A 24,956-nucleotide genomic window follows, 5' to 3' on the forward strand; every position below is an offset into this window, starting at 1 on the left:
GCTATAATATGGGCAACCTGCGATTAATGGAGAGCGAGTATGACACTACCGATTATTTTAGTCGTCGTCGTGATGGTCGCCGGCTTCGCGGCGACGATCGCGATCGGGCAATCGAGGACGAACAAAGAAGGCAACCCGGACTATTTCCGCCAGACGGGCAAGAAATGGGCGAACCTGAGCTGGATTTACGTCGTCTGTACGGTCGTGATCGTCGCCGTGCTGATTTATGCGTTGAACCGATAGCCTTTGTTTAGCGGGCCGCGCGTTGCGCGGCTTTTTTTTTGCGCTGCGGCGGCGCGTTCACATATTCGGATGCCTCCCGGAATAAAGTGAAGGATAGCGGCTTGTCTCGCGAAATCCGAACGCAAAGGGGTTGGAACGTAAGATGGAAACTATAGCGCCGACGATCGCGATGCTCGGCATCGGAACCGCAGTGCCGCCGCACAAGCTGGACCAGTTGGACACGGCTCAACGCTTGGCCGAAGCCCTGCAAGAGACGCCCGACGCGGCCCGGTGGGCCAGACGCCTGTTCAAGCAATGCGGCGTGCAAACCCGCTATACCTGCGAGCCTGCGCTGCTGGAGTCGGCGGCAAGCAACCGATATTTCGCCCAGCTGTCGGGACTCCCTGTGCCAGCGACCTCGCATCGCATGGCGACCTATAAGGAGGCGTCCGTACCGATCGCGCTCCGCGCGGCATCGGCGGCGCTCGCCGACGCGCGCGTATCGCCTTCGGAGCTGACGCATCTGGTGACGGTCAGCTGCACCGGTCAGTTTCTGCCGGGGCTTGATACCGTGATCGCGAAGCAGCTCGGATTAAGGGATACGGTCAATCGGATTCCGCTGACCTTCCTCGGCTGCGCTGCCGGACTCAAAGCGATCGGCATGGCGCGCGATATCGTGAGCGGGCAGCCGGAAGCATCCGTGCTTGTCGTCTGCGTCGAGCTGTGCACGCTTCACATTCAGCCTTCCGCCGAGAAGGAGGCGCTCTTCGGCGCGTCTTTTTTCGGAGACGGGGCGTCCGCCTGCGTGATCGGCGCCTCGACAGTCGGCGGCCGCGAAGCATTCGAACTTGGAAGGCCGGTCAGCGCGCTGCTGCCGGAAGGCGAAGGAGAGATGGTCTGGGAGGTCGGCGATCACGGCTTCGACCTCTATCTGTCCTCGCGCATCCCCGCGTTGATCGGCCGCTACTTGCCGAACCGCCTGGCCGCTTTGCTTGGCGAGCGAGAGTCATTGCCGGGCATTTGGGCGATTCATCCTGGCGGAAAAGGCATCATCGACGCGCTCGAAGCGGAGCTGGGATTGGCGGACGAGCATACCCGTTACAGCAGAGGCGTGCTGCGCGACTTCGGCAACATATCTTCCGCGACGCTGTTGTTCGTGCTCGACGCGATCCGGAAAGCCAAACGCGAGGAAGGCGCCCCGCGTACGGAAGGCGTCTGCCTTGCGTTCGGGCCGGGCTTGTCCTGCGAATTGCTGCCGATCGCCTATCGGCCGGACGAGCGGAGCGCCATGCATTGGAAGGCGGAGCGCGACGCCGCCGGGCGCGAATCCGAGCCGAGGGATGAAGCGCGACTGGCCTCGCATGTTTAGGCCGTTCGAAGCTCGCGCGAAGGCGCCAGAGCTGATGGACGACCTCGCGCAGGGCGGGGCCGATTTGCGCGAAGCGCTCCGGCATTTGCGCAGGCTGAACCGCCTGTTCGCCGCATCCGGCCGGACGCTGTACGGCGTCGCGCGGCTCTGGGAGCAGGCGGGGCGGCCGAAGCGCCTGACGGTACTCGACGTCGGCGCCGGCGCCGGAGACGTCAACGCGGCGCTGCTTCGGTGGGCCGACGCGCGAGGCGTCGCGATCGGCATCACGCTCGTCGACCGGACCGAAGAAGCGTGCGCCGAAGCGCGGGCTTTCTACGCCGGCGAGCCTCGCATAACCGTCATGCGCCGCGACTTGTTCGCGCTGGAGGAAGCGGCTGCGGACATCGTGACGGCGTCCCAGTTCGTTCATCATTTTGGAGAAGAGGAGCTGCCCGGCGTCGCGAGAGCTATGCTGCGGGCATCCAAATGGGGCATCGTCATTCAGGATATCCACCGCCACTGGCTCGCTTGGACCGCAGTATGGCTGGCGGCGAGACTCGTATCGGGCAACCGGTACGTCGTGAACGACGGGCCGCTGTCGGTCGCGAAGGGCTTTCGGGCCGCGGACTGGGAACGGCTGCGCGTACAGTTGGACGAGAGCGGGTTCTCCTATAGCTGGCGGCCTTTGTTCCGGTACGTCGTTACGGTGCCGAAGGCGGACGGTTTATGGACGGGCCCGGACGGAAAGGAGGCGGGTTCGTTTGAGCGAGATCAAAGATAGCGCCTCCTTATCTTACGAAGCGACGGACGTGGCGATTATCGGCGCGGGCATTGCCGGAAGCGGACTCGCCAAGTCGCTCGCGGACCGCGGGCGGAAGGTGCTGCTGATCGACAGGAAGCGTTTTCCCCGGCACAAGGCGTGCGGGGGAATTTCTGTCGCCGGAGTCGATCGGCATGTTGACCGATCTCGGCTTCGCGCCGGCGATCCGGACGCTCGGACCGGCTGAAATCCGCGCGACGCGGATCCATGCCTTCGGCAGCGGTCCGCTGCGCATCCCGCTGCCCGGTTTGGCCTGGGGGATCGGCCGCGATGTCCTCGACGAGGCGCTTCACCGCGAAGCCCGCCTTGCCGGCGCCGAGATCGCGACGGGGACGACCGTCGCATCGATAAGGCGCGAATCGGACGGTTACGCGCTGGACATCGTGCGCGGCGGCTGCGCGCATACCGTGCAAGCGCGCGCCGTCGTCGGCGCATGGGGCGGCGGCGGCCGCGCGCCCGGCATGATCGGCGCGAAGCGGACGTCTAAGCCTGCAATCTCGCCTTACTTAGGCGTCAAAATGCACTATGCCGGCATCGAAGCCGCTGACGAAGTGGAGCTCTACTTTTTCGAAGGGGGCTATCTGGGCTTATCGCCCGCAGGCAACGGCATCATGAACGCCGCCGCGCTGCTCGACAGGCGCGCGGTCCGGGCTGCGCCGACCGCCGTGCCGGGTTGGCTCGAGCTTGCGCGGGCTCGCAGCCCTGCGCTCGACAGGCGGTTGGCCGGCGCGACGCCCGTACCGGGCACGCAAGCCGCAGTCGCGCCCGTACGGCTTTATGCGAGGCCGGTCCCTTGGGACGGCATCCCGCTCGTCGGCGACGCGTGCGCGACGATCCCGCCGCTGTGCGGGGACGGCATGTCGATGGCGCTTCGCGCCGCGCAGCTGTGCGCGACGTCCGCCGAGCGCTACCTTTGCGGAGAGCTGTCCCTCTCCGAATGGGAGGAAGACTATGCCCGGGCGATTCGCGGCGCGTTCAGCGGCCCGCTGCGCTGGGGGAACCTGCTTCAGCGCGCGGCCGGCAGGCCGCTTCTCGGGCGTATCGCGCTGACCGCGGCGCGCTGCATGCCGTCGCTCGGCCGCCGGCTCGTGCGCGCGACGCGGCTCGGGCCGCAGTCGCAAGCATGAACGCAGCGCGATCGCCGAACGCGCGCGCAGCGCCGTCCGCCACTTCAAACATCGGGGTAGACGCCGCATGCATCCTGTAATATAATCGTGTCAAGTTCATAAGCGCGGCGGAGAAAAGGAGAGCACGCGACTCAGGTCCCTCACGGGACGAGTTCGCGATCTCCTTTTTCTTTGCATACAAATACAGAACGGAGGGGCAGTCCATGCCATTCAGCCGTCAGCGCATACTTCCCGCTGCGCGCAAGGTGAAGGATCTGGAGAAGCTGATCCGGCTGCCGTACGAGTACATCGTGCTGCTCGACATGCACGTCGCGCAGCTGCAGCCGATCGTTCAGCTCGCGAAGTCGAACGGCAAGAAGCCGATCGTGCACGCGGATCTGATCGAAGGGCTCAAAAACGACGAATACGCGGCCGAATTCATCTGCCAGATCGCTAGGCCCGCCGGCATCGTCTCGACCCGGGCGAGCGTCATCGCCAAGACCAAGCAGAACAAGCTTCTGGCGATCCAGCGGCTGTTCCTGCTCGACACCAACGCGCTCGAGAAGAGCTATGCGATGTTCGAACGGACGAAGCCCGACTATATCGAGGTGCTGCCCGGCGTGATCCCGCATATGATCGCCGAGGTGCACGAACGCACGGGCATTCCCGTTTTTGCCGGCGGCCTCATCCGCACCGTGAACGATGTGGAGCAGGCGCTAGCGGCGGGCGCATCCGCGGTCACGACGTCTAACATCGAACTATGGAAGCATTACGAAAACGGATTACGATAGGGGGGCGCGTATATGGAAAATCGCTATATTTTAGCGCTTGATCAAGGGACGACGAGCTCCCGCGCGATTATTTTCGACAAAGCGGGCCATGCCGTCGCCGCGGCGCAGCAGGAGATCAAGCAGTACTTCCCCAAGCCCGGTTGGGTCGAGCACGACGCCAACGAGATCTGGCTGTCCGTGCTGGGCGTCATCGCGCGCGTGCTGACTGACGCGGACATCCGGCCGGAGCAGATCGATGCGATCGGCATCACCAATCAGCGCGAGACGACGGTCATATGGGACCGCCATTCGGGGCGTCCGATTCATCGCGCGATCGTGTGGCAGTCCAGACAGACCAACGATATTTGCGAGGCGCTGAGACAACGAGGGCTTGATGGCCTGTTCCGGCAAAAGACGGGCCTGCTCGTCGATGCGTACTTTTCCGGAACGAAGGCGAAGTGGTTGCTCGATCACGTGGAGGGCGCAAGGGAGATGGCGGCGCGCGGCGACCTGCTGTTCGGCACGATCGACACGTGGCTCGTCTGGAAAATGAGCGGCGGCAAGACGCACGTCACCGATTACTCCAACGCTTCACGCACGCTGCTCTTCAATATCCATTCGCTCGAATGGGACGACGAGCTGCTGGAGATTCTGGAGGTGCCGCGATCGATGCTGCCCGAGGTGCGATCGTCCTCCGAAGTATACGCGCATACGGTGGACCATCACTTCTTCGGCCGCAACATTCCGATCGCGGGGATCGCGGGCGACCAGCAGGCCGCTTTGTTCGGGCAAGCTTGCTTCGAAAAGGGCATGGTCAAAAATACGTACGGCACCGGGTGCTTCATGCTCATGAATACGGGCGCGGATGCGGTCGCGTCCAAGCACGGGCTGCTGACCACGATCGCTTGGGGACTTGAGGGCAAGGTGGAATACGCGCTCGAAGGCAGCGTTTTCGTCGCGGGCTCGGCGCTTCAATGGCTGCGGGACGGCCTTCGCATGCTGAAGTCTTCGGCGGACAGCGAGACTTATGCCGCGCGGATCGATTCGTCCGAGGGCGTCTACGTCGTCCCGGCGTTCGTCGGCATGGGGACGCCGTATTGGGACAGCGACGTCCGGGGCGCGATCTTCGGCTTGACGCGGGGGACGACCAAGGAACACTTTATCCGCGCGACGCTCGAGTCGCTCGCCTATCAGAGCAAGGACGTGCTGGACGCGATGATCGAGGATTCGGGCCTCCCGCTGCGGCGGCTGCGGGTCGACGGCGGGGCGGTCGCCAACGGCCTGCTCATGCAGTTCCAAAGCGACCTGCTCGGCGCGGAGGTCGAGCGCCCGTCCGTCGGCGAGACGACGGCGCTCGGGGCGGCTTATCTGGCGGGGCTTGCGGTCGGCTACTGGCAGAGCAAACAGGACATCGCGGACAGCTGGAGGCTCGACCGTTCGTTCAAGCCCGTCATGCGGGACGAGGAGCGGGAGCGGCTGTACGCGGGCTGGCAGAAGGCGGTTCGGGCCGCCATGGCTTTCAAATAAAACGACAAGTTCATATCCGGTCGGAGATCAGGAGAAACCACGATATCGGTCGCGCCACCAGGCGCGGTCTGCATCATCGTGGTTTTATTGCATTCGAGACAAACGAAAGAAGGGCATACACATGACAAACGAATTTGCGGCGACGAGCCGGCTGGCCAAGCTGGAGGAGATGGAAAAAGACGTGTTCGACGTGTTGGTCGTCGGCGGCGGAATTACGGGGGGCCGGCATCGCGTTGGACGCGCAGCGGAGAGGGATGAAGGCCGCGCTCATCGAAATGCAGGATTTCGCGGCAGGGACTTCGAGCCGTTCGACGAAATTGGTGCACGGCGGCCTGCGATACCTCAAGCAGTTCGAGGTCAAAATGGTCGCAGAGGTAGGCAAAGAACGGGCCATCGTCTACGAGAACGGCCCGCACGTCACGACGCCGGAACGGATGCTGCTGCCTTTCTATAAGGGCGGTACGTTCGGCAGGCTGAGCACGTCGTTTGGACTGCGCCTCTACGATTTCCTGGCCGGCGTAAAGCGAGACGAACGGCGCCGGATGCTGAGCCCGGCGGACACGCTGGCGCTCGAGCCGCTGTTGAAAAAGGAAGGCATGCGCGGCGGCGGTTCATACGTAGAATACCGGACGGACGATGCGCGACTTACGATCGAGGTGCTGAAGAGGGCGGTCGAATCCGGGGCGATTGCCGTCAACTACGCGAAAGCCGAACAGTTTCTTTACGACGAAAAAGGCAAGGCGACAGGGGTGGCTGCCCGCGACCTGATCGGCGGAGGCGAGTATCGAATCCGGGCACGCCAGATCGTCAATGCGACAGGCCCATGGGTCGACACGCTGCGTGAGCTGGACCGGTCCAAGAAAGGCAAGACCCTTCGGCTGACCAAAGGGGTCCATCTCGTCTTCGACGGCAGCCGCTTCCCGCTTCGTCAGGCGATCTACTTCGACACGCCGGACGGACGGATGGTGTTCGCGATCCCGCGCGACGGCAAGACGTACGTCGGAACGACGGATACCGATTATTCCGGGGATACGGCGCAGCCGAGAGCGACGCGGGAAGATCGGGATTACCTGCTAAACGCTTGCAACGGCATGTTCCCGTACTTGCGCCTCGGCGAACGGGACATCGAATCGAGCTGGGCCGGCCTGCGGCCGCTCATCTACGAGGAGGGGAAGTCGCCCTCGGAAGTATCGCGCCGCGACGAGATCTTCGTGTCGCCGTCCGGCTTGATCACGATCGCCGGAGGGAAGCTCACCGGCTACCGCAAAATGGCCGAGACGGTCGTCGACCGCTTGGCGGCATTGCTTCGCGCCGACGGCCGCGGAACTTTCGGTCCTTGCGCGACAAGAGAGCTGCCGATCTCCGGCGGCGACGTCGGCGGCTCCGAAAGTTTCGCGCAGTACGCGAAAAGAGCTGCGGCAGCCGGCGAAGCGGCCGGTCTGACGACCGCGGCGGCGCAGCGGATCGCGAGCCGGTACGGATCGAACGCGAAAGCCGTGTTCGAGCGCATCGCCAAGCGGCCGGCCGCAGGCGGCGGCGCCGATCTATCCGACGAGGACTACGGCATGCTCATGTATGCGATCGAAGAGGAGATGGCGGCGAAGCCCGCCGATTTTCTGATCAGGCGGACGGGCGCGCTGTTTTTCGACATCGGCTGGGTCAGGCGGAATCATGCGGCGGTCATCGCCTGCATGGCGGACGCCCTTCAATATACCGAAGCGCAGCGGGCCGAATACGCGGAAGAGTTGGAGCGGGAACTGAAGGCCGCATCCGAAATCTAAATCATCTTTCATGAACGGCGCCGGCTAGGGTAAGATTAATTGAACCGACTATTAGGCAAAGCGAGGAATCGCGCATGAAGATCGTGGTCGTGTCGGATACCCATATGCCCAGAATGAGCAAGCGGCTGCCGACGGTGCTGCGGCATGAGCTGGCGGACGCAGAGGCGATCATTCATGCCGGCGACTGGACTCGCCTTGCCGTATACGAAGCGTTGGCCGCGTATGCCCCGGTTTACGGCGTCATCGGGAACAACGACGGACCGGAGATCGCGGCCAAGTTCGGCATGCGCAAGCTGTTGACGCTGGGCGGCTGCCGGATCGGCATCGTTCACGGGCACGGGGCCGCGCTCCGAACCAAGACGGAAGCGCACGCGGTAGCGGCCTTCAAGGAGGAACGGCCGGATGCGATCGTCTACGGACATTCGCATATCCCCGTGCTGCGGCGAGACGCCAAGAGCGGCATGCTGATTTTTAACCCGGGCTCGCCGACCGACAAACGGAGGCAAGCGCAATTTTCGTTCGGCATCATGGAAGCCGTCGACGGCAAGCTAAGCGCAAGACATGTCTTTTACCCGGACAAAGGCTAAGCCCCGACTATAATCGCTCGCGAAAGGAGACGTTATGACCCATTCTTCTCACACGACGGCGGCAGGCTGGCGCTTCGACAACAGCTATGCGCGTCTCCCGTCCTTTTTTTTATTCGAAAATACCGCTGCATCCGGTCGGCGCGCCAAAGCTGGCCGTGTTGAACGCTCGTTTGGCCGAGTCGCTCGGCCTGAACGAAGAAGCGCTGCGCAGCGAAGCCGGCTTGGCCGTCCTGGCCGGCAGCGCGGCGCCTGAGGGCGCCGAGCCGCTCGCGCAAGCGTACGCGGGGCATCAGTTCGGTCACTTGACGATGCTCGGGGACGGTCGCGCGCTGCTGCTGGGCGAACAGATCTCCCCGGACGGAAGCCGCCGCGACATCCAGCTGAAAGGCTCGGGGCGTACGCCGTATTCGCGCGGCGGAGACGGCCGGGCGGCGCTCGGACCGATGCTGCGGGAGTATATCGTCAGCGAGGCGATGCACGGACTGGGCATTCCGACGACGCGTAGCTTGGCCGTCGCGGCGACAGGCGAGCCCGTATTTCGCGAGGACGAGCTGCCGGGCGCCGTGCTGACCCGCGTGGCCGCGAGCCATATTCGCGTAGGAACGTTTCAGTACGCTGCCGGCGCCGGCGGCGCAGATCAAGTTCGCGAGCTCGCCGATTACGCGATGCGAAGACACGATCCCGATGTCGAGGCCGGCGATTACTTATCGTTCCTCAAAGCGGTCGTCCGCCGGCAAGCTTCGGTGATCGCCAAATGGCAGCTGGTCGGCTTCGTGCACGGCGTCATGAACACCGACAATATGGCGATCAGCGGCGAGACGATCGATTACGGCCCCTGCGCGTTCCTCGACGTCTACGATCCGTCTACGGTATTCAGCTCGATCGACGCCAACGGCCGCTACGCCTATAATCAGCAGCCGCGAATCGCCGCCTGGAATCTGGCGCGATTCGCCGAGACGCTGCTGCCGCTCCTCGACGGGGACGAGGAACGTGCCGTCGCCTTGGCGGAGCAAGCGATATCGGCGTTTCCCGGTCTGTTCGAAGCCGAATGGCTAACCGGCATGCGAGCCAAGCTTGGATTGGCGGACGAAGCGCCGGACGACGAATCCCTCGCCCAGGACTTGCTTGCGCTGATGGAAACGCACAGTGCCGACTTTACGAATACGTTCGCGAGCTTGTCTTCAGGCGGGACCGGCGAAGGCCTTTTGTTCGAATCGGAAGCGTTCGCGAGCTGGCGCGGCAGATGGAAGGCCAGAATCGGCGATACGGACGATGCGGTCGCCGCCTCGCAGCGGCTGATGCGGCGGAGCAACCCCGCTGCGATCGCGCGCAACCACCGCGTAGAGGAAGCGCTGGAGGCGGCCGTCGAGCGAGGCGATTATGAGGTTCTGAATCGATTGGTCGAAGCGCTTCGCGATCCGTTCGCCTACGCGCCAGTGCAAGCCGCGTATGCCTCGCCGCCGGACGCGTCGTGCGGCAGGTACAGGACGTTTTGCGGTACTTGACGACAACAACATTAGCGCCTAATCGCTTAGGTCCCTCCCGATATCGGGAGGGGCTATTTTGCTTTGGCGTGCCCAGGTAAGCACGTATTTTCTTGCCGGTGAAAGTCCGGTCGCGGGAGGGGCCAAGCCCCCCGCGTAGCTAGGATGCCTGCGTACGGCGAAATCTGTGCGCAGAAGCGCATCGACGAAAGTAACCGTCAGAGACGGTGCGAGCAACAGGCCAGGCCGTAACATGAAGTGAATCCTGCCGCGTCGTCAAAAAAGGCCTCGCAAGAGGGAAAAGAGGAAGCCGAGTCTTGCATAGCTGGACGAAGGCCAAGGAAGCTGCTTAGAACTTGGAGCGGCAGCGAAGAATCCTCCGGCGTAGAGGGAGCGGCATGGTCTGAAAGAAGATGCAGTGAACTGGGGAGACCCTCCCCTGCACGAAGTTTTTTTTTCGTAGCGAGATGCTCTATAAGTCAAAAGGCGAAGCGAGCCATCTGCAGGAAGGGAGTCCGAGGGGTTCATAGTACCTGAGAACGCAGGACAACACAACCTGCGGGAGGGAAGGAGCCCTGCTTTGTTCAAGTTTTTGGAGGAGGTACGAGTGAGTGAATGCCAACCGGCTAACGACACCCAAAGAAAAAGTTCAACAACTCCGAGAAAAGCTAGGTCATGCGGCCGAGACAAACAAGAGGAGAAGATTCCATGCGCTGTACGACAAGGTATGTCGGCTGGACGTGCTGTGGGAAGCGTGGAGAAGCGTACGAGCCAATAAGGGGGCAGCAGGCGTGAATGGTGAAACGCTGGCGGATATCGAGAAAAAGGGCGAGTCCCTTTTCGTCGAGGAATGCCGAGAACGTCTACTCCAGAAACGATACCGTCCTCAGCCCGTACGACGCCACTATATCCCGAAGAAAGACGGGCGTAAGCGCCCGCTCGGCATTCCGACGATTCAGGACCGGGTCGTACAGATGGCGTTAAAACTGGTGATGGAACCGATCTTCGAAGCGGATTTTCAGGATTGTTCCTTCGGCTTTCGGCCGAAGCGCAGCGCGAAACAGGCGCTGGAGCGAATCCGCAAAGCGTGCAACCGCAAGGGCAATTGGGTGGTCGACGTCGACATTCAAGGGTTCTTCGACAACCTGGGCCAGGAGAAGTTGATGAAGCTGGTGGAAATGCGAATCAGCGACAGACGCGTACTCAAGCTGATCCGGCAATGGCTCGGAGCCGGAGTCATGGAGGAAGGCAAGGTGAGAAGAAGCGATCTGGGAACGCCGCAAGGCGGCGTGATCTCGCCTCTGCTCGCCAACATCTATCTGAATTACTTCGACGGGCTATGGGAAAAGCATGGGAAAGCGGTTGGAGCGTTAACGCGGTATGCCGACGACTTCGTCGTGGTGTGCAAGACAAGGAAGGATGCCCTTCATGCGCATAAGCTTATTCAGGCGATTATGGCGCGTCTGGAATTAACGTTGCACCCGGAGAAGACGCGGATTGTGGGGCTATGGACGGGAGAAGAAGGATTTGACTTCCTCGGCATGCACCACCGGAAAACGAAAGCCGAAACGGGACGAAGCCAAGTGTACTACACGACCCGGCAATGGCTCTGCAAGAAAGCAGAGATGCACATCCGGGAAGTGGTGAAAGAGCGACTGGCACCGCCAAGTATGCGGAGCGCATCGTTTGAAGAACACGTGAAATGGCTCAATCCGAAAATCCAAGGCTGGAAGAATTACTACACAACGCCTTACAGCACGAAGTGGATGGCTAAGCTCGATTGGTACATCCGGCAAAGGCTGACGAAGTGGTACGCAAAGAAGCGCCAACGAAGGCGCTGGCGCGGTTCCGGAAACGAAATTAAGATTCTAAGCCAAGTACATGGACTCAAAACACTCTTGAAAGTCGCACGCGCATGAATGACGAACATCGGAAAGCCGTATGAGGGAAAACCTCACGTACGGTTTGATGAGGAGGGGCTGAATTTATTCAGTCCTTCACTCTAGCCATAGATACAGTCTATGTCACTTGTCGGAACTATGAATTACCTTTATAGAGAATTTTTGATTTATATTGAATCCAGAGCAAGCGACAAGAGGAGGAGAAACCTTTGACCATCCGTTTCGATTACAGCCATGCCCTATCATTTATGCAGCAGCACGAAGTCGACTATGCGGCAGATTTCGTAGCCGCCGCGCACGGCATGCTTCACGAAAAGCGAGGCCCTGGCTCGGACTATCTGGGCTGGGTGGAGCTGCCGCTCCAATACGACCGGGAAGAGTTCGCCCGCATCAAGGAAGCGGCCGCCACAATCCGCGGCGATTCGGACGCTTTGATCGTCATCGGCATCGGCGGCTCCTACCTGGGCGCCAGATCCGCGATCGAAGCGCTCTCCCATACGTTCCACAACCAGATGGCGGGCCATACACAGGTTTATTTTGCCGGTCAAAACATCAGCTCCACGTACTTGTCCCACCTGCTTGAACTGCTGGAGGGCAAGGATCTGTCGCTGAACGTCATTTCCAAATCGGGCACGACGACCGAGCCGGCGATCGCCTTCCGCGTGCTGCGCGACTACATGGAGAAAAAATACGGCAAAGAAGAAGCCCGCAAACGCATCTATGCGACGACGGACGCCGAAAAAGGGGCGCTTAAGAAGCTGGCGGACGAGGAAGGTTACGAAACGTTCGTAATCCCGGACGATGTCGGCGGCCGCTATTCCGCATTGACATCCGTCGGCTTGCTGCCGATCGCGACCGCGGGCCTGGATATCGACCGGATCATGGAAGGCGCCGCCGCGGCGGCGAAGAAGTATGCCGAACCGAACCTTGCCGCAAACGAAAGCTACCAATACGCGGCTGTCCGCAACGCGCTCTATCGCAAGGGAAAAACGATCGAACTGCTGGCGAATTTCGAGCCGTCCTTGCACTACGTTTCCGAATGGTGGAAGCAGCTGTTCGGCGAGAGCGAAGGGAAGGATCAGAAGGGCTTGTATCCGGCATCGGTCGACTTCTCGACCGACCTTCACTCGATGGGGCAATACGTGCAAGAGGGGCGCAGGGATCTGTTCGAGACCGTACTGGCCGTGAAGAAGGCGCGCGTGGAATGGACGATCGAGACGGACGAGGGCAATCTGGACGGCTTGAACTTCCTCGCGGGCATGACGATGGACGAAGTCAACCGCAAGGCTGCGGAAGGCACGCGCCTGGCGCACGTGGACGGCGGCGTTCCCAACCTGATCGTCGAGCTGGACGAGCTGAACGAATATACGTACGGGGAAATGGTTTACTTCTTCGAAAAAGCGTGCGGCATCAGCGGCTTACTGCTCGGCGTCAACCCGTTCGACCAGCCGGGCGTCGAAGCCTACAAGGTCAATATGTTCGCGCTGCTGGGCAAACCTGGGTTCGAAGCGAAAAAAAGCCGAGCTGCTGAAGCGCTTGGGAGAGGCTTAAAAGAAATCGTATAAAAATAAGCGAGGCCGCATGTCCGTCCATTCAAACCCCAAGGGTTGAAGTGACGGCAAGCGGCCTCTCCGGTTTTTAAGACGGATTGACTTCCGCCAGCTCGCCAAGCGCGACTTCGCATCGCCTTGATCTCACCCGCCGCGGCAACAGACCGCCTTCGCTATCGAGAATCAATGCGTTCAATAACATCTCGCTCGTTTCAAAGTCAAACAGGACCCGAATGATAGAATACCGTATAAAATGAACCGAATTTGCAATCGAAAACATTGACTTCGCAAACTAAAATATAGAGGAAGTTGTCAAGCATGCGCATCGCATTCGATACATAAAGGGGAATCTTTAATCATGTTGAAGGTAGGCGTTATCGGTACGGGCGGTATTTTTAAATTCGCGCATTTGCCGGGCTGGCTGTCCCACAAGGAAGTGGAGCTCGTTGCTTTTTGCGACGCTTTTCGCGCTTCCGCCGAGTCCGCCGCGCTCGCTTTTCCGGGAGCGAAGGTGTATGAAGATTACCGCGAGCTGATCGCGGATCCGTCGATCGATATCGTCGGCATCAGCACGCCGAACCTGTACCATTCCGAGATCGCGATCGCGGCGCTGCGCAAGGGCAAGCACGTATTTTGCGAAAAGCCGGATGCCGTAAACGCCGATGAAGCGCAAAAGATGGCGGACGCCGCGCGCGAGTCGGGAAGGTTGCTGATGACGATGCGCAACAACCGCTTCAGCGAAGAGGCCAAGTTCATCAAACGGCTAATCTCGCAAGGCAAACTCGGAGAGATGTATATGGGCCGGTGCGGCTGGATCCGCCGCCGAGGCATTCCGGGGCGCGGCGGCTGGTTCACGACGAAGGGGCTGTCTGGCGGCGGACCGCTCATCGACCTGGGCGTCCACATGATCGACATGGCGATGTGGACCGCGGGCAATCCGAAGCCGGTCACCGTATCCGGTTCGACCTACCGCAAGTTCGCGGACCGTCCGGACGCCTCCGGCAATGTTCCCGAAGGAACGTTCGACGTCGAGGACCTGGCCGCGGGCTTCATCCGCTTCGATAGCGGCGCCTCGCTTCAGATCGAATTCAGCTGGGCTTCGAATATCGAAGACGAACAGAAGTTTCTCGAGTGGCGCGGCACGGAAGGCGGCTTCAGCCTCATCAACGACAAGCTGAAGCTCTATACGGAAAAAGAAGGCGTATTGATCGACGAACAGCCGCGTTTTCCCGAAGCCGCCGTCCCGCAGCATACGGCCAACATTCGCCATTTCGTCGAATGCGTGCTCGGGCACGAGTCGCCGATCTTCCTCCCGGAACATGGCGTGGACATGATCAAAATTTTGTCCGCCATTTATGAATCCGCCGAACGCGGTCATGAGATCAGACTGTAACGGCGCGGCATTGCCGTCCCATCGCTAGCGCAATCCCCCGTTCTTCGCCATCCGGCGAACGATGGGGGATTTTTTCGGATGCCCGGTGTTCGGTCGGGGCAAATTAAGCGAGGCCAGAACTCAATCATACTCCGGGAGGGAGCGTCGAAATGGGAATCTTAAGCGGCAATCCGAAGGATGAGCCATTGCACTATGGCGAAGTATTCGACATTTGGACGGCGTCGGCGGCAGCCAAGGGCTTCATTTCCGGCTATCGGACGCTGAAGCAGCATGCCGGAGATCGCGATCTTAAAAAAGATCATCGATCAGCTCATCGACCAGGCGGAACTCGAAGCCAGCGAATGCGACAAGCTGCTGAAAAGCAACGGACTCGTGCCACCGCCGGAGCTTCCGCAGCGCCCGGAAGCGAAGCTCGAAGAAATTCCGCCCGGCGCGCGATTTTCGGACATGGAGATCGCCGCGACCGTCACGGCGGACACGGCGGTTGGATTGGTGGCCTGCAGCCAGGTAATGGGCAAGGCGATCCGCGAGGACGTCGCCGCGCTTTTCGGCAAATATCATGTCGCCAAGGCCGCGATCGGACTGAGCCTGCTTCGAATGAACAAAGAAAAAGGATGGCTCATGCCGCCGCCGCTTCAAATTCAGCGCCCTGAAGCGGTTCATGCCTGACGATGGAGGCCCATCCATGAAGTTCGTACTGAAATGGTTCGTGAACGGCGTCATCGTGACGACTATGCTCATGTATTATTCCAACGCCTCGTTCCTTGGCGCCGCGACGACAGCGACGATTCTTACCATAGTCGCGTACATTTTGGGCGACCAGATTATTTTGCGTTCCACCAACAACGGAATCGCGACCGTATCCGACGGCATCCTGGCATATCTGGTGCTTTGGATCGCGGCATCCGCGATGAATTGGACGATCAGCCCGGGGGAAATGCTCATCATCGCGCTGATTACCGCCATCGCCGAATTTTTCATTCACCGGTATGTGTTCCAGACCCGAACGTCTTACCAACGCCAACGCGCTTAAACGGATGCTTCTGAACGCAAGCCGTCCTGACCGCTCATTGCCTAAAACCCCGCGCCTCGACGCGGGGTTATTTGTTGTACGCCCAGCATGGGCGTCATCTTTAGGGTGAAAGTCCCGAACGGGGGCTGGCGAGCGCCTACCGTAGCCAAGGGCAAGGGTGTCCGTCGCGAGGCGGAATCTGAAGGAAGCCGGAGGCAAATGCACGGGCCAAGGTATACGAACTGGATTCGAGGCAGGGTTAGCCGGATGAGTTGTCAACACACAACGAAATCCAAAGCCGCCAAGGGCTAACCCTGTAAACTCCAGTGGTCGCGGGCAGACAGATGGCGTTCTTATCTGGGGAGGCCTGCGGGATGAAAAAAAAAATGCGAAGTCATTTCGTAACCGCAACCGGGAGGTTGCGCTGAACCCGCAGGAGTCAGCAGAGGCCATAGTACGCAGACTGTTGCAACAGCTGCGGAAGGGCCGAACCGAAAGGAGAGAGGAAACCGATGCGTTCGCGCGATGAGCAACGACAGCCGAATATCCCGCAAGGGAGCTTGCTGCAAAGAGAAGCGGTGAAGCCGCAAGGGTATGCAGGAGCGCCGAGTTCATCGCCGGCACAAGTCGCCCCTTCCTCTCGCAAAGCCAGTAACGACTTGCTGGAGCGGATGCTCGAGGGCGCAAACCTGAGGGACGCGTACAAGCGAGTGGTCCAAAACGGAGGAGCGCCCGGTGTGGACGGTGTAACGGTAGCGCAGCTACAAGCTTACCTGAAAACGCACTGGGAGTCGGTGAAGACCGAACTCCTCGCGGGAACCTACAGACCTGCGCCCGTCAGACGGGTGGAAATCCCCAAACCCGGAGGCGGCGTACGGCTGCTTGGCATCCCGACCGTGATGGACCGACTGCTACAGCAAGCGCTTCTGCAAGTGATGAATCCGATTTTCGATGCTGAATTCTCTCCAAGCAGCTACGGCTTTCGGCCGGGCAAGCGTGCGCACGATGCGGTGCGGCAGGCTCAATCCTACATCCAGAGCGGACTGCGCTGGGTCGTAGACATGGACCTGGAGAAGTTCTTTGACCGGGTGAACCACGACATGCTCATGGCCAGAGTGGCACGTAAGGTGACGGACCAACGCGTCCTGAAGCTGGTTCGCGCCTATCTGAATGCCGGCGTCATGGAGAACGGGGTTTGCCAGCGAACGGAGGAAGGGACGCCGCAAGGCGGACCGCTTAGTCCACTACTGGCAAACATCCTGTTGGACGACCTGGACAAGGAGTTAACGCGCAGAGGACTGCACTTCGTCCGCTATGCGGACGATTGCAACATCTTCGTAGCCAGCAAACGCGCCGGAGAACGCGTCATGGGGTCGGTGGTTCGCTTTGTAGAAGGAAAGCTAAGACTGAAAGTGAACCGGGAAAAGAGTGCGGTAGCCAGACCGCGGGAGCGAAAGTTTCTAGGATTTAGCTTCATGAACAACCGGCAAGCGACGATTCGATTGGCACCAAAGACGATTTCTCGGTTCAAGGACAAGGTCCGGGAACTGACGAACCGTACGAAGTCTATGCCAATGGAGGAACGGATAAACCGGCTAAACCGCTATACGATGGGGTGGCTGGGCTACTTCCGGATGGCTGCTGCGAAGAAACACCTCGAGCAATTCGATGGCTGGATTCGTAGACGGCTACGCATGTGCCTGTGGAAGCAATGGAAGCGAGTGCGAACGCGCATCCGCGAACTAAGAGCGCTGAATGTACGGGAGTGGGCCTGTTATGTCATGGCCAACTCCCGGCGCGGCCCTTGGGAAATGTCCCGGAACATAAACAACGCCCTTTCGACCTCCTACTGGGAGGCAAAAGGGCTGAAAAGTCTGCTTACTCGTTACAAGGAGCCTTGTTAACCTTTTGGAACCGCCGTATGCGGACCCGCATGTACGGTGGTGTGAGAGGACGGAGGCTAGCCGCCTCCTCCTACTCGATTTTTAAAATTACTGACCGTTTCTGTCAGCGATATAGGCTTATACTTCTGATCGTAAAGACTACGTTCATGGAGGTATAGGGATGATCGCATCGATCTCAAATTTCGTGGAAGAATGGAAACGCGAAGCTGAAATGACGGCAGGCTTGCTGGATTCGTTGACGGATGAATCCTTGAAGCGCCGAATCGCCGAAGACAGGCGTACGTTGGGCGATTTGGCATGGCATTTGATCACGTCGATCCAGTACATGAACGCGCTTGGCCTGGCGTTCGAAGGCGCCGATGAGAGGGACGGCGCGAATCGCCCGGCCTCGGCGCTCGCGCGGGATTACAGGACGGTCAGCGACCGCTTTATCGACGCGATCCAAAGACAGTGGAACGAGGCGAATCTGTCGGACCGGGTAGAGATCGCAGGCGAGGCGTGGAAAAACGGAGATTCGCTCCGTTTTGCTCTCATGCATCAAGCGCACCACCGCGGACAAATGACCGTGCTGATGAGGCAAGCCGGATTACGGCCGCCCGGCTTGTACGGACCGACGTACGAGACTTGGATCGAGCAGGGAATGGCGCCTCGGGCATGATTGACTTACAATAAGACGGAAGGGTTAACGACGAAGACGATCGGAAGCGGGTAGGCCATGACCAAAGCGGATAACATGCTATCGATTTTATGGATGCTGCGATCGGGCAAGCGCAAGACCGCGAAGCAATTGGCGGAAGCGCTGGATATTCACGTGAGGACCGTTTACCGGTGCATCGATTCGCTATGCGCCAGCGGCGTGCCGATCGTCGCGGATTCGGGACCGAACGGCGGTTATACGATCTTGAGCCGATTCGCGGATTCGCCGCTCGTCTTCGATGCCGAGGAGCAGAAGGGGCTGATCCACGCCTCGATATTCGCCAAGGAAGCGGGTTATCCGCATTCGGACGCGCTGGACAGAGCGACGGACAAGCTGAAGCGATATGCAAACGACGAACAATTGGATGCGCTGGAACGACACGGTCTCGGGCTATCGGTAATCGAGCCGCCGCTGGACGGCGCCTATCAGTCGCACCTGCAAACATTGGAGGAGGCTGCCGGCCAAGGACGCACGCTCGAACTGAATTACGACAAGGGCAGAGGAGAAGCTTCGCCCGCGCGACTATTCGATCCGTACGGCATCGTTTATTGGAAAGGCAGTTGGTACGCGGTCGGACATTGCGGATACCGGGAGGAAATCAGGAGCTTCCGGGTGGACCGAATACGCGGACTGCGGCAGACGGACAGACGTTTTGAGCGACCGGCATCTTTTTCAGCCAAGGACTACTTGCTCGGTCGTCTGCTGCGGGATTCGAAAGACCGGGCGGAATGGGAGACGGTCCGGATCCATAGCCGGGAGCAGGTGCTGAACGAACTATCCCGGCATTGGCTGTTCGGACATGCACTGGTCGAGCGCCAGCCGGAAACGGCGACTTTTCAACTTGAACGATCGACGCTGACGACTTACGTGCCTTATTTTCTGATGCCGTACGGCACGTCCTTGCGGATCGAATCGGCGCTGCTGGTCCGGCGAATGCGCGAGGCCAGCGCGCGGTTGCTCGCGCACTATGATGATATGCAGCATTCGAACGATACAGGAGAGGGAGTTTTGGACGATGAGCAAATTCGCGATGTTCGGTAAATTGACGGCCGTACCCGGTAAGCGGGAGGAGCTCGGCGGCATGATGCTGGCGTCTAGCGATACGCTGAGCGGCATGGAAGGGTGCATTTACTACATCATTCACGAGGCTGAGGAAGAGCCCGACGTGCTGTGGGTCACGGAGCTGTGGGAGAGCAAGGAAGCGCATGCCGCCAGCCTGCAAAACGAACAAGTGCGCGAGCTGATCGGCCGCTGCAGGCCGCTGATCGCGGAGGCGGGCGGCATCAAGGTCAAGCCGCTCGGTGGCAAAGGATTTTAAAACCAAGCGATCCGGGACGCCGTCCGATAATCGCGCGGACTCGTTTTCTCCGCCGCTCCTTTTCGCTTATGAGCCGTCTATCATTTTTCTTCTATTGAATGGAAAGAGTCGCCGCTCTATGATAGCAGTAGATACGATCGCATTCGAACCGGTCTCGTTCGAATCGGTCGAAGCTGCTTCGATAGCGGACAACTCGAGCCGGGAGGCGGAAAAATGAAATTACGCAAATGGGCGATTCCAGCCCTGCTGTTATTGACGGTGCTAAGCGGATGCAAAAGCGGCGGAAACGACCTGACGCCTGAACCGACGCCGGAGCCGACGGCCGAAGACGCGATCGGCGCCTATCTGAAGGATTGGCAGCGGCTCGATTATGCGGGCATGTACGCTATGCTGACGCCCGATGCCAGAGCCAAGCTGACCGCGGAGCAATTCGCCGAGCGCTACGGCAAAATATACGAGGGCATCAAGGCGGATAAGCTGGCGGTCGAGGACGTCTCCCCGCCGCCGGCGAGCCCGTCTTCGGCGTCGCCGGCATCGACCGCTTCGGCCGGACCGGTCGTTCAAAAATTCCAATTTTCCGTCAGCATGGATACGATCGCAGGTCCCGTGAAGTTCAAGCACGAGGGCACGGCGAGGAAAACGCCGGACGGCGAGGAACAGAAATGGCGGATCGACTGGGATTCGTCGATGATATTCCCCGAGATGAAGGACGGGGACAAGGTTCGCGTGCAGACGCTCGCCTCCGAGCGTGGCGAGATCGTCGACCGAACGGGCGAAGGGCTCGCCGTGAACGGAACGGCGCCGCAGCTTGGCATCGTCCCGGGGAAGCTCGGAGAAGATCCGGCGGCCGTCAAAGCCAAGGTCGCCGCCAAACTCGGCATTACCGCAGCGGATATCGATCGCAAGCTCGGCGCTTCTTGGGTCAAGCCGGAGCTGTTCGTGCCGATCGGCATCGTGGACGAGGCCGATATGGACGCGTTCGACAACGTCCCCGGCGTTCTTTTTCAGCAGAAGAAGCTTCGCGTCTATCCGCTCGGCGAAGCCGCGGCCCATTTGACCGGGTATGTCGGTGAGATCAACGCCGAGCAGCTCGAACGTCTTAAGGACAAGGGCTACAAGGCCGGGGACGTCATCGGCAAAGCGGGGCTGGAGCAGGTGCTGGAGGACCAGTTAAGGGGAACGGACGGCGTCGTCGTGGCGATTGAAGACGCGAGCGGCCAGCGTAAATCGGTACTCGCCGAAAAAGCGGCCGTGCCGGGAACGTCGTTTCAACTGACCGTGGACGCGGGCTTGCAAAAAACCATTTACGAGGAGATTAAGGCGGATGCCTCGTCGGCTGCGGCGATTGAGCCCCGGACCGGCGAAGTGCTGGCGCTGCTCAGCAGTCCGTCCTACGATCCGAACGCCTTCGCGCGCGGCTTGTCCGCCAAGCAGTACGCAGCGTGGAACGACGATCCGCGCCATCCGTTCCTGAACCGGTTTTCCAAAGGATACGCGCCAGGCTCATCGTTCAAGATCGTTACCGCCGCGCTGGGGCTGGACGCGGGTACGCTCGATCCGGACAAAGCGGTCGAGATATCGGGCTTGAAGTGGACGAAGGACGGCTCGTGGGGCAGCTATTACGTGAAGCGGGTTCACGCCGTCAATCCGGTCGACTTGTCCAAGGCGCTCACCTATTCGGACAATATCTACTTCGCGCAGGCGGCGCTCGCGCTGGGCAAGGACAAATTCGCGGAAGACGCGGCCAAGTTCGGCATCGGCGAAGCGATCCCGATCGTCTATCCGCTTGCCAAGTCGCAGCTGTCGAACAAAGGCCTCAAAAGCGAGATTCAACTAGCGGACTCTGGCTATGGGCAAGGCGAGGTGACGATGACTTCGCTGCACGTGGCGCTGGCTTTCTCGGCGATCGTGAACGGAGGCAATATCGCTTATCCGCGGCTGACGCTGGCGGACGATCCGGATTCGCCGCAGGTGTGGAAAGCGGCCGCGATGACGCCCGAATCGGCGGACATCTTGAAGAAGGATCTCGTCCAGGCGGTGGCAAGTCCGGAAGGCGTCGGTCACGGCGCTTATATTCAAGGGTCGTCGATCGCAGGCAAGACGGGCACCGCCGAGCTCAAGGCAAGCAAAGGCACGCAGGGCGAAGAGAACGGCTGGTTCGTCGGGTTTGACGCGAACGATCCCAAGCTGCTGCTGGCCGTCATGGTTGAAGACGTCAGCGGACGCGGAGGCAGCACTTATGTGACGCCGAAGGTTAAACGAATTTTTCAGCAAGCGATGAAAGGCTGAGCACGAAGCCTTTACCGCGGATGTTTTCGATGGCGAGGACGGGACCCGTTTTTTTGCGGATGCGGTACAGAAGAGAGTTGATCTCTTCGGCGCCGGCCGCAGGGCTCCCGTCCTCGCCGGTTCGTTCGGGCCATACGTACCGGGCGATTTCCTCTTTGGCGACGAATCTCCGTTCTCTCCGCAGGAGCAGCTCGACGCATTTGAACTCCTTGTCCGTGAAGGGAAACGTCGAATCGCGGACGGTGAGCACCTGCCTGATCGGATCCAGCGCGACGTCGGCGAGGTCGGCGGACGATATCGAGGCTTCGAGCCCGAGTTCGAGTTCGAGTTCCATCGTTTCTTCCCAGCCGCGGTCGGAAAAGGCCAGGCATACCGTGCCTTTGGAAAAAGTGACGATGTCCGAGGCGCGGAGGACGGCGGGCTGAAACGGCGTCAGTCGGAGTCCGTTCACCTCGGTGCCGTGCTTGCTGCCGAAGTCCGTCAGTTTGCAGATGCCGTTTTCGCATGCGATCTCGGCATGCTTTCTCGATACATAGGCATTGTCAAAGCCGATATCCGGGTTCCATTCGGCATCTCTGCGGCCCAGAATGGCGTTCGGCTGCTTCAGCGTGAGCACGGCGCCCTCGTCGTAGGGATATCCGCGAACGACGACGAGACAAGGAATAGGGTTCATTTGGCAGCACCTCGGTTCTGTTGAGCTTCATATTCGGATATTGCGTCGTAAATAAGACGTGCGATGCGGGCGACAAGTTACGATTGCCAGGTAGCGCCGAATGGACTAAGATCGTGCGAAACGCTATTAGAGGAGGCAAACGCTATGAAAATCGTCGTGCTTGACGGCTACACGCTGAATCCGGGCGACCAGTCTTGGAGCGGATTCGAACGTCTGGGCCAAGTGGAGGTCTACGAACGGACTGCTCCTGAATTGGCGGAGGAACGGGCGCGCGAAGCGCGAATCGTGCTGACCAATAAAACGCCTATCCGCGCAGAGCTGCTCGCGAAGCTGCCATCGCTCGAATATATCGGCGTGCTGGCGACCGGGTACGATATCGTGGACGTCCGGGCGGCCGGCGAGCGTGGCATCGCCGTGACGAACGTGCCGGGTTACGGAACCGATTCCGTGGCTCAATCCGTGTTCGCGCTGCTCCTCGAGCTATGCCGGCAAGCGGGGCTGCACGATCGCTCCGTGAAGGCGGGGGAATGGGCAAGCAGTCCGGACTTCAGCTATTGGAAAACGCCGCTCACCGAGCTAAGCGGCAAGACGATGGGAATCGTCGGCTACGGTCGCATCGGCGAAGCGGTCGCGCGCATCGCGCATGCATTCGGCATGAAGGTGTTGGCGTACAAACGCCATCCCGGCGGGCCTCCGCCGTTCGAAGGCTTCGAATGGGCGTCCTTGCCCGAGCTGTTGGAAAGCTCGGACGCGGTCAGCTTGCATTGCCCGCTCACGACGGAGACGGAAGAAATGATCAACCGCGACAGCCTCGCTCGGATGAAGCGATCCGCCTTTCTGATCAACACGGCCCGCGGCCGCTTGATCGCGGAGCAGGATCTCGCGGACTGCCTGAACGCCGGGGGCATCGCCGGCGCCGGGCTGGACGTTTTGTCCGCGGAACCGCCGCCGGCCGGACATCCGCTGCTGTCGGCCGCCAACTGCATCGTCACGCCGCATCAGGCGTGGGCGACGCGGGAAGCCAGGGAGCGGCTGATGGCGACCGCGGTCGGCAACCTGGAGGCGTATTTGGCGGGGAAGACCGCCAATCGGATCGTATGAGGCGCAGACGCTTAATGGCTCTTGGCTGAGACTGTATCGATGGTGCGGTAGATGGAGCGTCTTGATTTGTTTCTAGCTGAGACTTTATGGTGGGTGCCACGGTGCGAGCGGCTTCATTTGTTTCTAGCTGAGACTTTATGACCGGTGCGGTGGATCGAGCAGCTTGGTTTGTTTCTAACTGAGACTTTTTCGTCGTTGTGGTGGAGCAAGCGGCTTGGTTTGTTTCTAACTGAGACTTCTTCGTCGGTGCGACGGAGCGAGCGGCTTGATTTGTTTCTAACTGAGACTTCTTCGTCGGTGCCACGGAGCGAGCGGCTTGATTTGTTTCTAGCTGAGACTTCTTCGTCGTTGTGCCGGAGATAGCGGTTTGGTTAGGGGTAACTTATTCGTAGTAGATGCATGATAACCAAAGCCTTACCGTAAATGGCGAAAGGCTTTTTTTTTCATGGAAAAGATTTGACTAAATAGAAAGGTACCTGTATGATAATAACAAGGTACCTGATATACAGGCACCTGAATAACCGATCGGAGGTTATCCCCATGGAAAATAATCAATCGAACTTAATGGAGCAACTGTTCCGTATCGTCATCTTGCTGCGTCGTTATCAGCATCATCTGCTAAGAGAAAGAGCAGGGCGCGGCGACCCGCTTCGCGGACAAGGACGCGTGCTGTCGCTGCTCAAACTGAAGCCTGAAATTACGCAAAAGGAGCTGTCGTACTTACTCGATATGCGTAATCAGTCGCTCGGCGAACTACTTGGAAAGCTGGAGCGGAGCGGCTACATTACGCGTATGCCGTCCGAGCAAGATCGTCGGGTAATGAACGTAAAGCTGACGGAAGCCGGCTCCCAGGCAGCGGAAGAGATGGAAAAGCAGCAGGAGAATCACAATAAGCTGTTCGAATGTCTCAGCGATGAGGAGCAGCGGACGATGGGAGAATACTTGGACCGGTTGATCGGGGAGCTAGAGCGGCAATTGGTCGGGGCGGAGGAAGGTGTGGATAGCTTTGACGGCGATCAGCATGGCGGACGGGGACACCATAAAGGTCACGGTTTCGGGCCTCGCGGATTCGATTCCCGCGGCAGGGGGCGCGGCGGTCATCCGGATCATGGAGGTCATGGCTTTGATCCGGTTGGCGGACGCCAGCGTCGACCGTCTTTTGGCGGAGATAGTTGGGGCATGCGTCCTAGACCGGGCCGCGATACATTTTAATACACCTGGCCGGATTGGGTTCAAATTCAGCAATCGAAAAAGAAACGCCGTCCTCCGCCGCATGGTACACTGATTCCATCCGAAAAGAAGGGCGGAGGATTTCGCATGAAGCTAGCGCATGTTCGACTACTGGCGCCGAATATTCATGAATGCTTTTTGTTTTACCGCGATGCGATCGGACTTGAAGTCCGTTATGGCGACGAGACGACGCCTTTCGCCGAATTCGCGACGGGGGGACGTCAGCTTCGCGCTTGAACCGCC

Annotated in this window: 22 protein-coding genes and 2 pseudogenes; 23 read left to right on the plus strand and 1 reads right to left on the minus strand. The window is 59.9% G+C overall.

The genetic code is table 11. The features are described 5' to 3' along the window. The first annotated feature begins 39 nt into the window (after positions 1–39). From OMP38_RS25195 to OMP38_RS25290, 20 genes and pseudogenes are all read left to right on the plus strand, one after another. Positions 40–243: a hypothetical protein gene (locus OMP38_RS25195; protein WP_090115925.1), complete on the plus strand. Its 204-nt coding sequence runs from the start codon at positions 40–42 to the stop codon at positions 241–243. Between the two features lie 142 nt (positions 244–385). Next, positions 386–1,591: a type III polyketide synthase gene (locus OMP38_RS25200; protein ID WP_277567486.1), complete on the plus strand. Its 1,206-nt coding sequence runs from the start codon at positions 386–388 to the stop codon at positions 1,589–1,591. Next, positions 1,584–2,351 (plus strand): methyltransferase domain-containing protein, encoded by a 768-nt coding sequence (locus tag OMP38_RS25205; RefSeq protein WP_277567487.1) that lies wholly within the window; start codon positions 1,584–1,586, stop codon positions 2,349–2,351. The genes OMP38_RS25200 and OMP38_RS25205 overlap by 8 nt, the downstream gene beginning before the upstream one ends. Further along, positions 2,332–2,577 (plus strand): FAD-dependent oxidoreductase, encoded by a 246-nt coding sequence (locus OMP38_RS25210; RefSeq protein ID WP_277567488.1) that lies wholly within the window; start codon positions 2,332–2,334, stop codon positions 2,575–2,577. The genes OMP38_RS25205 and OMP38_RS25210 overlap by 20 nt, the downstream gene beginning before the upstream one ends. Then, on the plus strand, positions 2,525–3,517 hold the full coding sequence (locus OMP38_RS25215) for an NAD(P)/FAD-dependent oxidoreductase (protein WP_277567489.1): 993 nt from the start codon (positions 2,525–2,527) through the stop codon (positions 3,515–3,517). The genes OMP38_RS25210 and OMP38_RS25215 overlap by 53 nt, the downstream gene beginning before the upstream one ends. 203 nt (positions 3,518–3,720) lie before the next feature. Then, positions 3,721–4,287 carry a glycerol-3-phosphate responsive antiterminator gene (locus OMP38_RS25220; protein WP_277567490.1) on the plus strand — a complete coding sequence of 189 codons (567 nt, stop codon included), beginning with the start codon at positions 3,721–3,723 and terminating at the stop codon, positions 4,285–4,287. A 12-nt stretch (positions 4,288–4,299) separates the two neighbouring features. Continuing rightward, complete coding sequence (glpK, locus tag OMP38_RS25225) at positions 4,300–5,793, plus strand: glycerol kinase GlpK (protein WP_277567491.1); 1,494 nt, start codon at positions 4,300–4,302, stop codon at positions 5,791–5,793. Between the two features lie 121 nt (positions 5,794–5,914). Continuing rightward, positions 5,915–7,574 (plus strand): annotated as a pseudogene (locus OMP38_RS25230) (glycerol-3-phosphate dehydrogenase/oxidase). Positions 7,575–7,648: 74 nt separating this feature from the next. Beyond that, on the plus strand, positions 7,649–8,161 hold the full coding sequence (locus OMP38_RS25235) for a metallophosphoesterase family protein (RefSeq protein WP_277567492.1): 513 nt from the start codon (positions 7,649–7,651) through the stop codon (positions 8,159–8,161). 86 nt (positions 8,162–8,247) lie between these two features. Next, on the plus strand, positions 8,248–9,666 hold the full coding sequence (locus OMP38_RS25240) for a protein adenylyltransferase SelO (RefSeq protein WP_338130634.1): 1,419 nt from the start codon (positions 8,248–8,250) through the stop codon (positions 9,664–9,666). Between the two features lie 590 nt (positions 9,667–10,256). Continuing rightward, on the plus strand, positions 10,257–11,564 hold the full coding sequence (gene ltrA / locus OMP38_RS25245; protein ID WP_277567493.1) for a group II intron reverse transcriptase/maturase: 1,308 nt from the start codon (positions 10,257–10,259) through the stop codon (positions 11,562–11,564). Positions 11,565–11,755: 191 nt separating this feature from the next. Further along, a complete protein-coding gene (locus tag OMP38_RS25250) occupies positions 11,756–13,111 on the plus strand; it encodes a glucose-6-phosphate isomerase (protein ID WP_277567494.1) in 1,356 nt (451 codons plus the stop codon). Between the two features lie 343 nt (positions 13,112–13,454). Next, on the plus strand, positions 13,455–14,489 hold the full coding sequence (locus OMP38_RS25255; RefSeq protein WP_277567495.1) for a Gfo/Idh/MocA family protein: 1,035 nt from the start codon (positions 13,455–13,457) through the stop codon (positions 14,487–14,489). A 149-nt stretch (positions 14,490–14,638) separates the two neighbouring features. Beyond that, a pseudogene (locus OMP38_RS25260) lies at positions 14,639–15,158 on the plus strand (DUF3231 family protein). 16 nt (positions 15,159–15,174) lie between these two features. Beyond that, positions 15,175–15,522 carry a DUF2512 family protein gene (locus OMP38_RS25265; RefSeq protein ID WP_277567496.1) on the plus strand — a complete coding sequence of 116 codons (348 nt, stop codon included), beginning with the start codon at positions 15,175–15,177 and terminating at the stop codon, positions 15,520–15,522. Between the two features lie 491 nt (positions 15,523–16,013). Further along, positions 16,014–17,405: a group II intron reverse transcriptase/maturase gene (gene ltrA, locus OMP38_RS25270; RefSeq protein ID WP_277567497.1), complete on the plus strand. Its 1,392-nt coding sequence runs from the start codon at positions 16,014–16,016 to the stop codon at positions 17,403–17,405. A 160-nt stretch (positions 17,406–17,565) separates the two neighbouring features. Then, positions 17,566–18,063: a DinB family protein gene (locus OMP38_RS25275; protein WP_277567498.1), complete on the plus strand. Its 498-nt coding sequence runs from the start codon at positions 17,566–17,568 to the stop codon at positions 18,061–18,063. 57 nt (positions 18,064–18,120) lie between these two features. Next, positions 18,121–19,143 (plus strand): helix-turn-helix transcriptional regulator, encoded by a 1,023-nt coding sequence (locus OMP38_RS25280; RefSeq protein ID WP_277567499.1) that lies wholly within the window; start codon positions 18,121–18,123, stop codon positions 19,141–19,143. Continuing rightward, positions 19,118–19,420, plus strand: a complete 303-nt coding sequence (locus tag OMP38_RS25285) for a putative quinol monooxygenase (RefSeq protein ID WP_277567500.1) — start codon at positions 19,118–19,120, stop codon at positions 19,418–19,420. The genes OMP38_RS25280 and OMP38_RS25285 overlap by 26 nt, the downstream gene beginning before the upstream one ends. A 213-nt stretch (positions 19,421–19,633) precedes the next feature. Further along, positions 19,634–21,709: a penicillin-binding transpeptidase domain-containing protein gene (locus OMP38_RS25290; RefSeq protein ID WP_277567501.1), complete on the plus strand. Its 2,076-nt coding sequence runs from the start codon at positions 19,634–19,636 to the stop codon at positions 21,707–21,709. On the opposite strand, the gene OMP38_RS25295 is transcribed toward OMP38_RS25290, so the two are convergent. Next, positions 21,675–22,382 carry an FHA domain-containing protein gene (locus OMP38_RS25295; RefSeq protein WP_277567502.1) on the minus strand — a complete coding sequence of 236 codons (708 nt, stop codon included), beginning with the start codon at positions 22,380–22,382 and terminating at the stop codon, positions 21,675–21,677. The genes OMP38_RS25290 and OMP38_RS25295 overlap by 35 nt on opposite strands. A gap of 144 nt (positions 22,383–22,526) precedes the next feature. Between OMP38_RS25295 and OMP38_RS25300 the strand changes: the two genes are divergently transcribed. The 3 genes from OMP38_RS25300 (at position 22,527) to OMP38_RS25310 (ending at position 24,950) form a co-directional block, all read left to right on the plus strand. Then, the gene (locus OMP38_RS25300) at positions 22,527–23,483 is read left to right on the plus strand and encodes a D-2-hydroxyacid dehydrogenase (RefSeq protein WP_277567503.1); all 957 of its coding nucleotides are present in this window, start codon (positions 22,527–22,529) and stop codon (positions 23,481–23,483) included. A gap of 540 nt (positions 23,484–24,023) precedes the next feature. Continuing rightward, a complete protein-coding gene (locus OMP38_RS25305; RefSeq protein ID WP_277567504.1) occupies positions 24,024–24,695 on the plus strand; it encodes a MarR family winged helix-turn-helix transcriptional regulator in 672 nt (223 codons plus the stop codon). Positions 24,696–24,800: 105 nt separating this feature from the next. Next, positions 24,801–24,950, plus strand: a complete 150-nt coding sequence (locus OMP38_RS25310) for a VOC family protein (protein ID WP_277567505.1) — start codon at positions 24,801–24,803, stop codon at positions 24,948–24,950. The last annotated feature ends 6 nt before the right edge of the window (positions 24,951–24,956 follow it).

Source organism: Cohnella ginsengisoli (assembly GCF_029525555.1).
GTDB classification, from domain to species: domain Bacteria; phylum Bacillota; class Bacilli; order Paenibacillales; family Paenibacillaceae; genus Cohnella; species Cohnella ginsengisoli.